General features: G+C 71.2%; 13 protein-coding genes. 8 read left to right on the plus strand and 5 right to left on the minus strand.

The window, feature by feature from the left end:
* Window positions 1-130: 130 nt before the first annotated feature.
* The 4 genes from OG788_RS40915 to OG788_RS40930 all read right to left on the minus strand — a co-directional run bounded on the left by OG788_RS40915 (window position 131) and on the right by OG788_RS40930 (window position 4,153).
* Window positions 131-808: a response regulator gene (locus tag OG788_RS40915; protein WP_406375982.1), complete on the minus strand. Its 678-nt coding sequence runs from the start codon at window positions 806-808 to the stop codon at window positions 131-133.
* Window positions 805-2,163, minus strand: coding sequence for a sensor histidine kinase (locus OG788_RS40920; RefSeq protein WP_406375983.1), 1,359 nt, complete (start codon window positions 2,161-2,163; stop codon window positions 805-807). The genes OG788_RS40915 and OG788_RS40920 overlap by 4 nt, the downstream gene beginning before the upstream one ends.
* 209 nt (window positions 2,164-2,372) lie before the next feature.
* On the minus strand, window positions 2,373-3,221 hold the full coding sequence (locus OG788_RS40925) for an ABC transporter permease (RefSeq protein ID WP_406375984.1): 849 nt from the start codon (window positions 3,219-3,221) through the stop codon (window positions 2,373-2,375).
* Window positions 3,218-4,153, minus strand: coding sequence for an ATP-binding cassette domain-containing protein (locus tag OG788_RS40930; protein ID WP_356747517.1), 936 nt, complete (start codon window positions 4,151-4,153; stop codon window positions 3,218-3,220). Before OG788_RS40930 ends, OG788_RS40925 begins: the two co-directional genes overlap by 4 nt.
* Window positions 4,154-4,448: 295 nt before the next feature.
* Between OG788_RS40930 and OG788_RS40935 the strand changes: the two genes are divergently transcribed.
* From OG788_RS40935 to OG788_RS40945, 3 genes are all read left to right on the plus strand, one after another.
* The gene (locus OG788_RS40935; protein WP_351549556.1) at window positions 4,449-5,069 is read left to right on the plus strand and encodes a TetR family transcriptional regulator; all 621 of its coding nucleotides are present in this window, start codon (window positions 4,449-4,451) and stop codon (window positions 5,067-5,069) included.
* Window positions 5,066-5,830, plus strand: a complete 765-nt coding sequence (locus OG788_RS40940; protein WP_406375985.1) for an LmeA family phospholipid-binding protein — start codon at window positions 5,066-5,068, stop codon at window positions 5,828-5,830. Before OG788_RS40935 ends, OG788_RS40940 begins: the two co-directional genes overlap by 4 nt.
* 225 nt (window positions 5,831-6,055) lie before the next feature.
* Window positions 6,056-8,206, plus strand: coding sequence for an MMPL family transporter (locus OG788_RS40945; protein ID WP_406375986.1), 2,151 nt, complete (start codon window positions 6,056-6,058; stop codon window positions 8,204-8,206).
* Between the two features lie 29 nt (window positions 8,207-8,235).
* Here the strand turns inward: OG788_RS40945 and OG788_RS40950 are convergent, their stop codons facing one another.
* Window positions 8,236-9,264, minus strand: a complete 1,029-nt coding sequence (locus OG788_RS40950) for an NAD-dependent epimerase/dehydratase family protein (RefSeq protein ID WP_406375987.1) — start codon at window positions 9,262-9,264, stop codon at window positions 8,236-8,238.
* Between the two features lie 122 nt (window positions 9,265-9,386).
* Here OG788_RS40950 and OG788_RS40955 point away from each other — a divergent pair, with 122 nt between their 5' ends.
* The 5 genes from OG788_RS40955 to OG788_RS40975 all read left to right on the plus strand — a co-directional run bounded on the left by OG788_RS40955 (window position 9,387) and on the right by OG788_RS40975 (window position 14,558).
* On the plus strand, window positions 9,387-9,971 hold the full coding sequence (locus OG788_RS40955; protein ID WP_406376981.1) for a TetR/AcrR family transcriptional regulator: 585 nt from the start codon (window positions 9,387-9,389) through the stop codon (window positions 9,969-9,971).
* 169 nt (window positions 9,972-10,140) lie between these two features.
* Entirely contained in the window at window positions 10,141-10,971 is an 831-nt protein-coding gene (locus OG788_RS40960; RefSeq protein WP_406375988.1) for a PP2C family protein-serine/threonine phosphatase, read from the plus strand.
* A 75-nt stretch (window positions 10,972-11,046) separates the two neighbouring features.
* The gene (locus OG788_RS40965; RefSeq protein ID WP_406375989.1) at window positions 11,047-12,051 is read left to right on the plus strand and encodes an MASE1 domain-containing protein; all 1,005 of its coding nucleotides are present in this window, start codon (window positions 11,047-11,049) and stop codon (window positions 12,049-12,051) included.
* Window positions 12,052-12,330: 279 nt separating this feature from the next.
* Window positions 12,331-13,971: a phosphoglucomutase (alpha-D-glucose-1,6-bisphosphate-dependent) gene (gene pgm, locus OG788_RS40970; RefSeq protein ID WP_406375990.1), complete on the plus strand. Its 1,641-nt coding sequence runs from the start codon at window positions 12,331-12,333 to the stop codon at window positions 13,969-13,971.
* 119 nt (window positions 13,972-14,090) lie between these two features.
* Window positions 14,091-14,558 carry a DUF5990 family protein gene (locus tag OG788_RS40975; RefSeq protein WP_406375991.1) on the plus strand — a complete coding sequence of 156 codons (468 nt, stop codon included), beginning with the start codon at window positions 14,091-14,093 and terminating at the stop codon, window positions 14,556-14,558.
* Window positions 14,559-14,574: the final 16 nt, after the last annotated feature.

Raw genomic sequence — 14,574 nt, forward strand, 5'->3', positions numbered from 1 at the left:
GTCAGTGTGCCCGCCCGGGGGAACGCCAGGAAGCCCGGGGCACCAGGAGCACCGCCTCGGACCGTGCCCGCCGCGCGGTGGGCACGACGCGGTACGCGCACGTCGGCGACCTCCCCCCGGAACCTGCGCGTCAAGCCGACGGGTTCGGGTGGACGAGGCCCAGGTCGTAGGCCAGGATCACCGCCTGGACGCGGTCGCGGGCTCCCACCTTCGACAGGACGCGGCCGACATGGGTCTTCACGGTGGATTCCGCCACGACCAGGCGCTCGGCGATCTCGCTGTTGCTCCAGCCCTGGCCGATGGCGCCGAAGATCTCGTACTCCCGATCCGTCAGGGCGCGTAGCCGGGGGTCGTCCTGCGGCCTGCCGCCCGACGGATCGTGGGGGAGGTGCCGGGAGTAGGCGTCCAGCAGGCGGCGGGTCAGCGCGGGGGCGATCACGGCGTCGCCCGCGGCGACCGCGCGGATACCGGCGAGGAGCTCCTCGGGATGGGCGTCCTTCAGGAGGAAGCCGCTGGCCCCCGCGCGCAGTGCGGCGTAGGCGTATTCGTCCAGGTCGAACGTGGTGAGGATGAGGACGCGGGAGCGGCCACCGGACGCGACGACCCGACGCGTGGCCTCGATCCCGTCCATACCCGGCATCCGTACGTCCATGAGGATCACGTCCGGGCGGAGTTCGGCCGCCCTGCGGACGGCGTCACCGCCGTGGGACGCCTCGCCGACGACGTCGGTGTCGGGCGTGCTCTCCAGGAGCATGCGAAAGCCGAGGCGTTGGAGCGGCTGGTCGTCGACGATGAGCACGGTGGTCACGCCGCACCGCCGGTGGTGGCCGCCTGAGCGAGGCCGATGTCGGCCCAAGGGGTGACGTCGAGGGTGGCCCGCAGGGTCCATCCCCCGCCGGGGGCGGGTCCCGCGACGACTGTGCCGTTGTAGAGGGCCGCGCGTTCTCGCATGCCGGGGATTCCGTGTCCTTCGTCGTCGTGCGGCCGGGCGCGGCCGGTGTCGGCCCCCCGGCCGGTGTCATGGACGTCGATGTGCAGCAGGCTGTCCTCGACGCTCACCGTGAGCTCGACGCGCGCGTCGGGTCCCCCGTGCTTGAGCGCGTTGGTGAGGGCCTCCTGGACGATGCGGTAGACGGCGAGCTGGACACCGCGGTCCAGGGTGTTCAACCGGCCGCTGCTGCGGTGGACGACCTGCGGGCCGGCGGACCGGATCCGTTCGCACAGGGCGTCGATGTCCCCGACGCCGGGCTGGGGGCTCAGCTCGGGCTCGGCGGGAGTCTGTGTCCCCTCGCGCAGGACGCCGAGCATCCGGCGCAGCTCGCCGAGCGCCTGACGGCCGGTGTCACCGATGAGCTGGAGGGCCTGCTTGCCGCGTTCGGGCGCGAGGTCGGTCGCGTAGGCGCCGCCGTCGGCGAGGGTGATGATGACGGAGAGGTTGTGACCGACGATGTCGTGCATCTCGCGGGCCACGCGGGTACGTTCGGCGGCGGCGGCCAGCTTGCTGCGCTGGTCGCGTTCGATCTCCAGCCGGGTCGCGCGGTCCCGCAGCACGGCGAGCTGGCCGCGCCGGATCCGTACGGCCAGTCCGAGCGCGACGGCCGCGGTTATGGTGCTGAACAGGAAGAACAGCGCGTCCAGGACGTGCACTTCGGACGGCAGGCGCACCGCCACCAGCCCCAGCGCACCGGCCGTGACCGCGCAGGCCGCGGGCAGCCGCCGCAGCTCTCCGTGCAGCACCAGGCTGTAGAGGGCGATCAGCACGGCGATGTCGGCGCGCAGCCAGACGCCCAGCGCCAGTTGGAGAAGGAACACCGAGATGATCACGGCGAAGGCGAGCGACGGTCGTCTGCGCCGCCAGAGCAGCGGAAGCACCAGTCCGGCCTGCAACGCGAGCGTCCCCGGCCAGGGCAGCTCGGTGAACCGGCTGTCGAACCCATGGCGCATGCCGTCGTCGTCGTGCACCAGCTCCGGTACGCAGAACATCAGCGCCACCACAGCCGTCACCGCGGCGTCCAGGATCCACGGACGGTTCCGGTCGCCCTGCTTGAGCCGACGGCCGAGACGGGACAGCGCACGGGCCAGCGGGTGGTTCCACGGCAGGTCCGCCTCCGCGAAGGGCGGGTCGTCCACCGCCGTCCGCCGGTCGGTGTCGTCGATGTTCATGCGAGTCACTGGTCCACGCTCATGGGTGTCACCTGTCCATTGTGTGTCCGGCCGCGTCCTCGTACGCGCCTCCCCATGTCCTCGTACGCGCGTCACCACGCACGATCTCCGGGGGCCCGGCGCCCGGAGGGCACGGCGCCGAACCGGATGATCCGGTTCGGCGCCGTGCCGGAGGCGGGGCGTCGGACGTCCTGCTTCGGCGCGGGGTGTCAGGCGTCCGACCGGACGAGACGGTAGGCGGCGCCCGCCAGGGCGAGCACGGTCCAGCCGAGGAAGACCACGAGTCCGGCGGTGGGCGACAGGGATGCCGAGTCGTGTGTCAGCTGGAACATCGACTGGCCCGCGCTGCTCGGCAGATAGGGGTTGATGTCGTCCTGCCACGAGCTGGGCAGCAGCGAGATCAGGCCGGGTACCAGCATCAGCGAGGCGACCAGGACGGAGATGCCGCCGGCGACCGACCGGAGCAGGGCGCCCAGCGCGGTGCCGATCACGCCGACCAGACCGAGGTAGAGGCCCGCGCCCAGCAGACTCCGGACCACGCCGGAGTGGGACATGGAGAGGGCCGCGGGGGTGCCGGAGACGATGCCGCTCGCGATCAGGAACGCCACGAGCACGCCGACGGTGGAGACGACGAGGGCGACCACGCCGAACGCCGCGGCCTTGGACCACAGCACCGGCAGCCGGCGCGGGACGGCGGCCAGCGTGGAGCGGATCATTCCGGTGGAGTACTCGCCCGCGGTGACCAGCACGCCCAGGACGCCGAGTGCCAGTTGAGCGAAGTTCGTGCCGAACACGGAGAGGCTGAGCGCGGTGGCCGAGACGTCGTCCGGGCGCATGGGGTGGCCGGAGTCGAGCTCGGACTTGTAGTGCGCGGCCGCGATCACGCCGAACGCGACGAGGAACAGCAGGCCCAGGCCGAGGGTGATCCAGGTGGAGCGCAGCGACCACATCTTCGCCCACTCGGAGCGCAGCACGCGACGCCCGGTGACCTTGTACGCCGGACGTGCCGCCCGCGCCGGTGCGGGAGTGGGGCTGTCGGTGACGGTGACGGTGCTCATGCCGCTCTCCCGGAGGTCTCGACGGTGGCGCTCGCGTGGTATTCGACGGCGTCGCGGGTCAGGTCCATGAACGCCTGCTCCAAGGAGACGGTCCGGGAGCTGAGCTCGTACAGCGGGATGCCGTGTTCGGCGGCCTTGAGGCCGATCGCCCGCGTGGACAGGCCCGTCACGTGCAGCTCCTCGGATCCGGCCGCACCGGTGATCTCCACACCGGGCCCTGCCAGCACCTCGCGCAGCCGGGCCGGCTCGTCGGACGCCACGGTGACCGTGTCACCGCCGGCCTGTTGGACCAGCTCGCGCACGGTCGTGTCCGCCAGCAGGCGCCCTCGTCCCACGACGATCAGGTGGTCGGCGACCAGCGCCATCTCGCTCATCAGATGCGAGGAGACGAAGACGGTACGGCCGTCCGCCGCGAGTCCCGTCAGCAGATTGCGGATCCACAGCACGCCCTCGGGGTCCAGTCCGTTGACCGGTTCGTCGAGCATGACGGTGGCCGGGTCGCCGAGCAGGGCCGCGGCGATGCCCAGGCGCTGGCCCATTCCGAGGGAGAAGGCGCCCGCACGCTTCCTGGCCACCGACTGGAGGCCGGTCAGCTCGATGACCTCGTCCACCCGGCGGCGCGGAATGCCATGGGTGTGGGCCTGGGCCATGAGGTGGTCGAAGGCGGACCGGCCCGGGTGGATGGACTTGGCCTCCAGCAGCGCGCCGACCTCCTGGAGCGGCGCTGTGTGCTGGGCGTACTGCTTGCCGTTGACCTTGACGCTGCCGCCGGACGGCGCGTCCAGTCCGACGATCATGCGCATGGTGGTGGACTTCCCCGCGCCGTTCGGGCCGAGGAAGCCGGTGACGGTGCCGGGCTTGACGACGAAGTCCAGCCGGTCCACCGCCGTCTTCTCGCCGTAGCGCTTCGTCAGCTGATGTGCCTCGATCATCGATGTTCCCTCACGTCCGGGGGCAGGCCCCCCACCTGGCTGCTCACCGTCCACGCTAGGTGCCGCCGGCCCGGGTTCCGTGGTACCGAAGAGCTCTGTGCGGCGAGGCCCGTAGTACCGCGGTATCACCGGTGTCCGGCGTTCGGATGACGATGCGGGGGTGGTGGACCGTGGTGTCACGCCGGCTCGGAGCTCCTGCGGCGGGCGGTTGGGGCCACCAGGACGTGCGGAGCCCTCGTGTCAAATGGCAGGGCTGACAATTGACAGGCCCGGCGCCAATGGTGAGGGTGGCACCATGCCAGAGAGAACCGAGAAGCCCGGTCTGCGCGAGCGCAAGAAGGACGAGACCCGGCGCGGGCTGCGGGAGGCCGCCGGGCGGCTCTTCGCCGAACGCGGCTTCGCGCAGACGACGGTGGCCGACATCGCCGCCGAGGCGAACGTGTCGGAGCGGACGTTCTTCCGCTACTTCGACAGCAAGGAAGCCCTGCTGCTCCCGGACGGGATCGAACTCTTCGCGCGCATAGAGGCGGCCTTCCTGGCCCGCCCGGCGAGCGAGGCCCCGCTCGAAGCGGCCTGCGGTGCCATCACCGACGCGGTGGCCTACTTCGCCACCAGCAGCCTGACCGCGCTGGCCCATCCTCTCGGCGAGATCCGCGAGCAGGCGCGCGAAGGCCTGTCCCGGCAGTTCCAGCAGTTCGAGGAGCGCCTCACCGAACTCGTCCTGGAACGCCTTCCGGAGGGCGCGCCGGACGCGGACCTCCAGGCCGCCGTGATCGCCAACTGCGCGCTGTCGGCCGCGCGCGCCGTTCTGCGCACCCTGCGCAACCGCCGTACGGCCGGAGTGCCCGTCGAGCCCGACCGCCTGCTCCCGCAGGCATTCACCTTCCTGTCCATGATCGGAGCCACCACCAAGTGAGCCATCGCCGTCGCGTCATCATCACCGCGATATGCCTGACCGCCGCCGTCGCGGGAGCCGCGACCACCGACCTCGTCGTGGAACGCAAGGTGCAGCGGCGCGTCGCGGAGACCGCCGAGTGCCGCCTCGACGCCACCAGGGGAGTGCAGGTGGACCTCGACGACACACTGGCCGGGCTCAAGGCGCTCACCGGCACGGTCGGCGGCGTCCATGTCAGCGCCGACGGCGTGCGTCGGCAGGGCACCGACATGGACGTCGATGTCTACCTGCGTGACGTGTCGACCGCCGGTGCCACCACTGGTGGAACCGCCACGGCGACCATCGCCTACGACGCCTTGGACACGACCGCCGCCGAGCAGAGCGGCGCCGACACCGCCACGGGCGGGCTGAAGACGGGGACGGACGGCACGCACCTCATCCTCACGGGCAAGGCGGGTGAGGCGGGTATGCCCGCCACGGTGGTGACGAGCCTGTCCACCACGGCGCACAGCCTGACCATCACCCCCGAGAACGTCCGGATCCTCGGCCGCGAGGTGCCGGTGTCGACGCTCTCCGCACTCCCGGGCGCGACCGGGTTCGCCGACAAGCTGAAGCCGCGCACCGTCGACATCCAGAAGCTCCCGGACGGCGCCACGCTCGTCGGCGCCCACGCCGGAAGCGACGGTCTCGTCCTGGACTTCGAGGTGGCGCCCGGCGGGCTGAAGAAGGAGGCGAAGGCGGCTTCCGCGTGCGCTTCGGGTCGGGGGCGGGTCGACGGCTGACCGCCGGCCCGCCGTGGGCCGGAGCGCCCGCCGCGTCCATGACCCGGACCCGAAGCGGGGTCGGGACCTGGATCGGGAACGGGACCGGGATCGGGATAGGCGGAGGGGCTGCGAGCTCGGCCTGGCCCGGTCGGGAGGAGGTTGGGAAGTGGCATGACTGACAATTGACGGGCCTGCCATCTTCCCGGTTAAGTTGTGGCAGTCCTGTCACTTCTTGGAGGCGCAGTGTCCCTTCCCCCTGCCCGCCGTCCGTCGGTCCTGCGCCGCACAGGCGCCTTCTGCGCCCGGCACCCCGTATGGGTGATCACCGCCTGGCTGCTGGTCCTGGCGGCCTCGATCGCGGGCCGGCACGCGGTCGGGGCGGCCTACGGCGACGAGGTGCGCCTCCCCGGAAGCCAGGTGAGCGTGGGCGCGGATCTGCTGGAGAGGTCCGACCCGGCAGCGGGCGCGCCCGGCGGGAAGGTCGTCTTCCACGTCGGCTCCGGGAAGGTGTCCGACCACGGAGCCGGGCTGGAGACGACGCTCGACCGCCTGAAGGACCTGCCCCATGTCACCACCGTCGCCGCGCCCGTGACCAGCGCCGACGGGGCGACCACGTACACCGCGGTGTCCTTCGACCAGAAGCTCAAGTCCCTCGGCCACGCCTACACCGAGCGGCTCGACGCGGCGACCGCCCCTGCCAGGGACGCCGGAATCGGCGTCGGATACGGCGGCGACCTGCACGACATCGTGCGCGCCCCCGCCGACGACACCGCCAGTGAGGCCATCGGCGTCAGCGCCGCACTCTTCGTGCTGCTGCTCGCCTTCGGCAGCGTCGCCGCGGCCCTCATGCCCCTGCTCACGGCCCTGATCAGCGTCGGCGTCGGCCTGGGCGTCGTCGGCATCGTGGCCGGAACCCTCACCTTCGCCACCTCGGCACCCACGCTGGCCACGATGATCGGGCTCGGCGTGGGCATCGACTACGCGCTCTTCCTGATCACCCGGTTCCGCCAGCACCTGATCGACGGGCACGATCCCGAGACGGCGGTCGCCCGCACAACCGCCGTCAGCGGCAAGGCGGTTCTCGTCGCCGCCGTCACCGTGGCCGTGGCCATGCTCAGCCTGTACGCCTGCGGTCTGACCATGATCGGACGGCTGGGCCTGGCCGCCACCGTCGCGGTGGTCGTCACCGCCCTCGCGGCGCTCACCCTGGTGCCCGCGGCCATGGGCCTCGTCGGGCGCAGGATCGACGTGCTGCGCGTCCGCCGCCGGCCGGTCGCCGAGACCGCCGGGGACCACGACGGATGGCACCGCTACGCGCGCCGGGTCGCCCGGCACCCGTGGAGGTTCTTCACCGCGGGGTGCGCACTCGTCGCCCTCTGCGCGATACCGCTGTTCTCGATGCGCCTCGGGCACATCGACGACGGCGCGGGCCCGGCGGGCAGTACCACCCGCAACGCCTACGACTGGATAGCCGACGCCGACGGTCCCGGATTCGGGCCGGGCGTCAACGGGCCCTTCACCGTGGTCGTCGACCTGGCCGACGCGACCGCGTCCGCCGACCAGGTCGCGGGCCGGCTCACCGACGGACTGACGGAGACGGACGGCGTCGCCCGCGTCACCCCACCCCGCCCGAGCCAGGACGGCAAGATCCTCGTCACCACGGTCGTTCCCGTCACCGGCCCCCAATCGGCCGACACGGACGCCCTGTTCGCCACCCTCACCGACACCGCGCTGCCCGACACCCTCCAAGGCACCGGCGCGACGGCTCATCTGACCGGCAGTACCGCGGGCCAGCTCGAATTCCGCGACACCGTCACCGAACGCCTGCCCGTCATCATCGGCATCGTGCTGGTCGCCGCGTTCCTGCTGCTGACGCTCGTCTTCCGCAGCCTGGTGATCCCTCTCAAGGCGGTCGTCCTGAATCTGCTGACGACCGGCGCTTCGTACGGCGTCCTGGTCGCCGTCTTCCAGTGGGGCTGGGGAGACGACCTGCTCGGCATGAGCGAGCCCGTCCCGATCGAGTCCTACGTCCCGATGATGATGTTCGCCATCGTCTTCGGACTCTCGATGGACTACGAGATCTTCCTGCTCTCCCGCATCGCCGAGGAATGGCACGCGACCCATGACAACGAGCGGGCGGTCGGCACGGGTCTCTCGCTCACCGGACGGGTCATCACCTGCGCCGCGCTCATCATGACGGCCGTGTTCCTGTCCTTCACCGGCTCACCGGCCGTCGTGGTGAAGATGCTCGCGCTCGGCCTCGCCGTCAGCGTCGTCCTCGACGCGACCGTCGTACGCCTTGTCCTGGTGCCGTCCCTCATGTTCCTGATGGGGCGCGCCAATTGGTGGCTGCCGGGGTGGCTGGACCGCCGACTGCCGCAGACCACCGTCTGACCTCTGCGGACCGGGCGAAGGCGGACCGATCAGGCGTGGACGGCGCTGTGGGCGATCAGGCTCCTGGCGCAGTCCACCACGGTCCGCCGGGCGGGACGAGGCTGCCAGCCGAGGACACGGCGGGCCTTCTCGGTGCTGTGACGGTTGCGTCGGCCGAGAGCCGGAGTGATCTCGCGCAACGACGGGTCCTTGAAGCGGGCCACCAGGCGTACGACGAAGTCGGGGACCTGCCGGGTGGACACCCGGCCCGCCTCGGGCCCGAGTTCCTCGCGCAGAGCGCGCGCGATGTCCGCCATCCAGATGAACTCCCCGGTGGCCAGGAAGCGTTGACCCCCGGCCTGCGGGGATGTCATGGCCCGGATGTGCACGTCGACGAGATCGCGCACGTCCACCACCTCCAGCCCGATCCGCGGAATCCCGCTCATCCGGCCCGAGAGCATGCGCGCGACGATGCCGACGGACCCGATGTTCTCCGTCGTGAGGACCGGGCCGAACACGGCTCCGGGGAGGACGGTGGTCAGTTCGGTCGGGCCGTCGTGGCCGTCCATGAAGTCCCAGGCCGCGCGCTCGGCGAGCGTCTTCGAGCGCCGGTAGGGGATGAGTGTCGGGTCGTCGGGATCCGTCCACAGCGTCTCGTCGGTCACTCCTTCCGTGGCGTACGACGAGGGGCTCGCCGCGTTCGCCGCCGAGGTCATCACCACGCGTCGCACCCCGGCCGCGGTCGCGGCGCGCAGGACCCGCAGGGCTCCGTCGCGGGCGGGGGCGATCAGTGCGTCGGGATCGTTCCCGGCCGCGATCCCGAGCGGGGACGCCACGTGCAGAACGCGGTCGACGTCCTTCAGGGCTGCGTCCCAGCCCTCGTCGGCGGTGAGGTCGGCGACGGCGAAGGACAGCCGGCCCGCGGGGTCGACGACTCCGGACACCGCCGCGGTGACGCTCTTCGCCCTCTCGGGGTCACGCACGGTGGTACGCACGTCGTAGCCCCGCTTCAGGAGCTCGGCCACGCACCATCCCGCGATGTAGCCGCTGCCCCCGGTGACCAGAACCAGCTCGGCCATGATGTCTCCTCCACGGTGTGGATGCTGCTGTGGGAGAATGAAACGGAGGGCCCTCCGATAAGTTCGAAATTACCGGAGGGGCCTCCGTTTATCAATCCGTACGGGATGGACGGCCCTTGCCTGTGAACGCGCAGCACGCGAAGCCGACCCGCAGAGACGCGGTCGACAACCGGGAGCGGATTCTCGCCGTGGCCCGCGAGGCGCTGGCCGAGTCGGCCGGCGCGTCCCTCACCGGCATCGCCAAGAAGGCGGGCGTCGGCATCGGGACGCTCTACCGCCATTTCCCCAACAGGGAATCGCTCATCATCGAGCTGTACCGGCACGACATCCAGCACCTCATCGATCTCGCGCCGGAGCTGGTGACGTCGCACCCGCCGATCGAGGCCCTGCGCCGCTGGTTCGACGAGGTCGCCCGCTACGGCCGGCTCAAGTACGGCGTCGCCGAGGTCATTCACGCCGCGACCAACCGCGGTCTCGACGACGAGTACTACGAACCCTTCCTCCGTGCCATCGCCGTGCTGCTCGACGCCGGAGCGGCCGACGGGACGCTCAAGGACGGACTCGACCCCGAGGACGTCCTGCTGCAGCTCAGCGTGTTGTGGCGGATCGACCCGGCGCACGGAGGCGACGCCCGTGCCGCACGGATCCTCGACCTGATCGTCGACGGCCTCCGTCGGCCACGTCCCGAGCCCGCGTCGGCGGAGTGAGGGCTGCCCCCGTTCGTCCGCCGGGCCGGCGGAGGTACGGCGTGACGCCCGCGCCGCCGGCCGGCCGGGAAGTGCCGATGTCAGGTCACGCGCTTCGGGTCGTTATCATCCGATAGAACCGTTTTTTTAATGTTTCTTTCATCGTGCGGCTTTTCACCCGGGGTGGTCGATGTCCCGCAAGCCCCCGACGGGCGACGACGACGAGCTGCTCGCCAGGCTCGGGTCGCTGACCGCTCAGGCACGTGAACGCGCGGAGTTCCAGCGCTCGCAGGTCGAGCTGGCCATCGCGCTGCAACGCGGCATGCTTCCGGGCGACATGCCGTCCGCCCCCGGATTCGACGTCGCCGTCCAGTACGCGCCGGCCTGCTACGGGCTCAACGTGGGCGGGGACTGGTACGACGCCTTCAAGCTGCCCGACGAGCGCATCGGCCTGTCCATAGGCGACGTACAGGGCCACAACATCGAGGCCGCCGCGTTCATGGGGCAGGTCAGGGTCGGCCTTCGGGCGCTCGCCTCCGTCACGAGCGACCCGGGAGAACTGCTCGCGCGGACGAACGACCTCATCCTGTCCATCGGCTCCGACCTCTTCGCGACCTGCACCTTCATGCGCCTCGACCCGGCCACCGGCGTCCTGGAGAGCGCGCGGGCCGGGCACATACCCTGCGTCTGGGCGACGGCGGACGGGAAGTCCGGCATCGCCGAGGACGAAGGCGGGCCGCCGCTCGGCGTCGAGGCCGGGATGCGGTATCCGGTGACCCGGCACCGGCTCACCGTCGGCGGACACTTCGTCCTGCTGACCGACGGCGTCGTCGAGGGCCCGTCGATGACCGTCGACGAGGGGCTCGACCAGGTCGTACGGCTCGCCGGAATCGCCGCCGTCGCGGGCATGTCGGCCGCTTCCCTGGCCGCCGCGGTGATCCGGGGAGCCGAACGTGTGGGACACGAGGACGACGCGGCCGTACTCGTGGTCGGCCACGGCGAGCACACCTTCAGGCCCTAGCGCGGGACGCCCGCTCGCCTCGCCGGCAGGCCCGGATGCCCGCTCGCCTCGCCGACAGGGCCTCGGCGGTGTCTGATGGCTCCTGTGGTGGGTACACACGAGCTGTCCCGACGAGCCGTCGTCGCTCTTCAGACGCTGGCGGTGGCCGCCTGCTACTACGGGGCCGGTTGGCTGGGACTCCTGCGGCAGCTCTCCGTGGAGGGGGCCGTGTTCACCCCCATCTGGCCGCCCAGCGGCGTGGCCGTCGCCGCCCTGCTGCTCCTGGGGATCACCTCGTGCTTCGGCATCGCGCTCGGGGCCCTGTTGGTCGTGCTGTCCCTGTCCTCGTTCTCCTCTTTCCAGCCCTCGGTGATCGGCATCGTCGCGGGCAACACCATCGCTCCGCTCTGCGCGTACCTCCTGCTGCGCCGGGTGCGCTTCCGCCCCGATCTCAGCCGCTTGCGCGATGGCCTCGCGCTGGTCTTCCTGGCCGCCCTGGGCAGCATGATGATCAGCGCGACGGTGGATGTCGGCCTTCTGGTCCTCCAGGACAAACTCGCCGCGGAGGGCTTCTGGCCGGTCTGGCTCGCGTGGTGGGTGGGCGACGCGATGGGAGTCCTGATCGTCACCCCCATCCTTCTGATGCTGTACGCCGTACGCGGGCCGGTGGGCCTGTCGCGGTGGAAGGAGGCGGCCGTCCTCCTGGTCGCGGCCTGCGTCATCGTGCCCCTCGCCACGCGCAGTGACATCAGCATGCTGTTCCTCGTCTATCCGCTGCTGATCTGGGCGGCGCTGCGTTTCGAGCTCCCCGGCAGCCTGGTGTGTGCCCTCTTCGCCTCCGTCATGGCCACCGTCGCGGCCACGGACGAGGTCGGTCCGTTCGACGAGTTGAGTCATACCGCGGTCATGATCAAACTTCAGGCGTTCAACGGCTCCATGGCCCTGACCGCGCTCCTCCTGTCCGCCGTGATCACCGAGCAGCGCAACACCAGACGCTCCGTGGAGCGGGCCTGCCAGGAACTGGTGCAGGTGCTGGAACACCTGACCGCCGGGAACTCCTCGCCCAGACCGCCCCCTGCGGAGAACGACGGCCGGGGCTGACAGCGGTCGTCGGCCGCGGCCGACGCCGGGGGAGGAGGGCGGTCGGGCTTCTCTCGTCCCACGCCCTAGCCGTAGCCGTGGCCGTGGCCCTCGCCGTCGCGTCTCCGCCGTTGCCCGAGCCGCTGCCGCTTCTCGCGGGCTCCGGGCCGCCCTCACCGCAGGAGCTGTGAGGCCCAACGCTGCCTTCGGCCGTCGTGGCGGCACCGTGCCGCTGCGGAGCCCGGTGAGGAAAGATGAGTCCACAAACGAAGAAACCACCGATGTGGAGGTGCGGGCACCATGCAGCACGAGCGAGCGGGCAGTCCGGCCGGCCCCGAGGACCTCGTCGACGTAGCCCGGTTGGTCACCGCGTACTACGCGCTCCACCCCGACCCGGCCGAGCCCGGCCAGCGCGTCGCCTTCGGTACGTCCGGACACCGCGGTTCGTCACTGGCGACCGCATTCAACGAGGACCACATCGCGGCGACGAGCCAGGCCATCTGCGAATACCGCGACGGCCAGGGCATCGACGGACCGCTCTTCCTGGGCGCCGACAGCCATGCGCTCTCGGAACCCGCGAAGGTCACCGCCCTGGAGGTGTTCGCGGCCAACGACGTGTCCGTGCTCCTCGACAGCGACGACGGCTACACGCCCACACCGGCGGTCTCGCACGCCATCCTCACCCACAACCGCGGGCGGTCCTCGGGCCTCGCGGACGGTGTGGTCGTGACCCCGTCCCACAATCCGCCGGCCGACGGCGGCTTCAAGTACAACCCGCCGAACGGCGGCCCGGCGGGCTCCGAGGCGACTTCCTGGATCCAGGACCGGGCCAACGAACTCATCTTGGGCGGCCTCAAGGACGTACGCCGCATCCCGTACGCCAGGGCGCTCGCCGCTCCCGGCACCGGCCGCTACGACTTCCTCGGCACCTATGTGGCGGACCTGCCGCAGGTGCTGGATCTGGACGCGATCCGCACGGCCGGCGTCCGTATCGGCGCCGATCCCCTGGGCGGGGCCTCGGTCGCCTACTGGGGGCGCATCGCCGAGCAGCACGCGCTCGACCTGACCGTGGTCAACCCGCTCACGGACCCCACCTGGCGTTTCATGACGCTGGACTGGGACGGCAAGATCCGGATGGACTGCTCGTCGCCCTACGCGATGGCCTCGCTCATCGAGCAGCGCGACCGCTTCCGGATTGCCACGGGCAACGACGCCGACGCGGATCGCCACGGGATCGTCACCCCCGACGCCGGACTCATGAACCCCAACCACTACCTCGCCGCGGCCATCGCCTACCTCTACTCCCACCGGGAGCGGTGGCCCGCCGGCACCGGGATCGGCAAGACCCTGGTGTCGTCCGGGATGATCGACCGGGTCGCCGCCGATCTGGGCCGTCAACTGGTCGAGGTGCCCGTGGGATTCAAGTGGTTCGTGGACGGGCTGGTCAGCGGCTCCATCGGATTCGGCGGAGAGGAGTCGGCGGGCGCCTCCTTCCTGCGCCGCGACGGCTCGGTCTGGACCACCGACAAGGACGGCATCATCCTGGCCCTCCTCGCCTCCGAGATCACCGGAGTGACCGGAAAGACGCCCTCCGAGCACTACGCCGGGCTGACCTCACGCTTCGGCGAACCGGCCTACGAGCGCATCGACGCTCCGGCGTCCCGCGACGAGAAGGCCCTCCTCGCCAAGCTCTCACCCGCGCAGATCACCACGGACACGCTCGCCGGAGAAGCGGTCACCGCGGTCCTCACCGAGGCACCCGGCAACGGCGCACCCATCGGCGGCATCAAGGTGACCACCGACAACGCCTGGTTCGCGGCCCGCCCGTCGGGAACCGAGGACGTCTACAAGATCTACGCGGAGTCGTTCCTCGGGACCGATCACCTCCGCCAGGTGCAGGACGAGGCGAAGGCCGTGGTCTCGGCGGCCCTGTCCGGCTGAGGCCGGGGCACCGGCGCCGTGGCCTCAGCCGCACGGCGCCGGTACCGACCGGGGGTCGAACCGGCCCCGGAGACCTCGCGGGTCTCGCCGCCGCGCTGTTCGGCGGCATGATGGCCCGCATGCGCATCCGTATCGACGCCGTCGACCTGCCCGGCCTCACGTGCCCGGCCCCCGAGGGCCGCGCCGTCTCGGCGTACGACAACATCCACGTGGCCGTGCAACGCCGCGACCGCCCGGCCGAGCTGCTCGATCCGCAGCCGGGCGACGGCGAGTCGGCGACCTGGACCCTCGACTGCACCACGGCACCGTCGCCGACGGGTATCGAGATCAAGGGCCCCTACGTTCAGGACCGTCTGGGCCACCGCTTCATCTATCTGTCGTGGGGCACCGTCGACGAGGCGGGCGTCTTCAGCATGTTCCGCCGCGCCAAGCTCATGCTCGACGCCGTCCCCTCCGACGTACTCGCCGCGGCCGCGCGCGAGGGACTCCTCGTCGGGCGGCTGGGCCTGACCGACGAATGCGGCAACCCGCGGTGCGCCCGTGTCGTGCCTCCCCAGATCGCCTGGACCGCGGAATCCGCTGTGTAGGTCCTCGGCGCCCCGG

The organism is Streptomyces sp. NBC_00647, from assembly GCF_045207245.1.
Lineage (GTDB): Bacteria > Actinomycetota > Actinomycetes > Streptomycetales > Streptomycetaceae > Streptomyces.

Bases quoted from the DNA above. Each gene is read 5' to 3' on its own strand.
- OG788_RS40920 (WP_406375983.1), bottom strand. From the start codon at position 2,163: ATGAACATCGACGACACCGACCGGCGGACGGCGGTGGACGACCCGCCC.
- OG788_RS40925 (WP_406375984.1), bottom strand. From the start codon at position 3,221: ATGAGCACCGTCACCGTCACCGACAGCCCCACTCCCGCACCGGCGCGG.
- OG788_RS40930 (WP_356747517.1), bottom strand. From the start codon at position 4,153: ATGATCGAGGCACATCAGCTGACGAAGCGCTACGGCGAGAAGACGGCG.
- OG788_RS40935 (WP_351549556.1), top strand. From the start codon at position 4,449: ATGCCAGAGAGAACCGAGAAGCCCGGTCTGCGCGAGCGCAAGAAGGAC.
- OG788_RS40950 (WP_406375987.1), bottom strand. From the start codon at position 9,264: ATGGCCGAGCTGGTTCTGGTCACCGGGGGCAGCGGCTACATCGCGGGA.
- OG788_RS40960 (WP_406375988.1), top strand. From the start codon at position 10,141: ATGTCCCGCAAGCCCCCGACGGGCGACGACGACGAGCTGCTCGCCAGG.
- OG788_RS40965 (WP_406375989.1), top strand. From the start codon at position 11,047: ATGGCTCCTGTGGTGGGTACACACGAGCTGTCCCGACGAGCCGTCGTC.
- pgm (WP_406375990.1), top strand. From the start codon at position 12,331: ATGCAGCACGAGCGAGCGGGCAGTCCGGCCGGCCCCGAGGACCTCGTC.
- OG788_RS40975 (WP_406375991.1), top strand. From the start codon at position 14,091: ATGCGCATCCGTATCGACGCCGTCGACCTGCCCGGCCTCACGTGCCCG.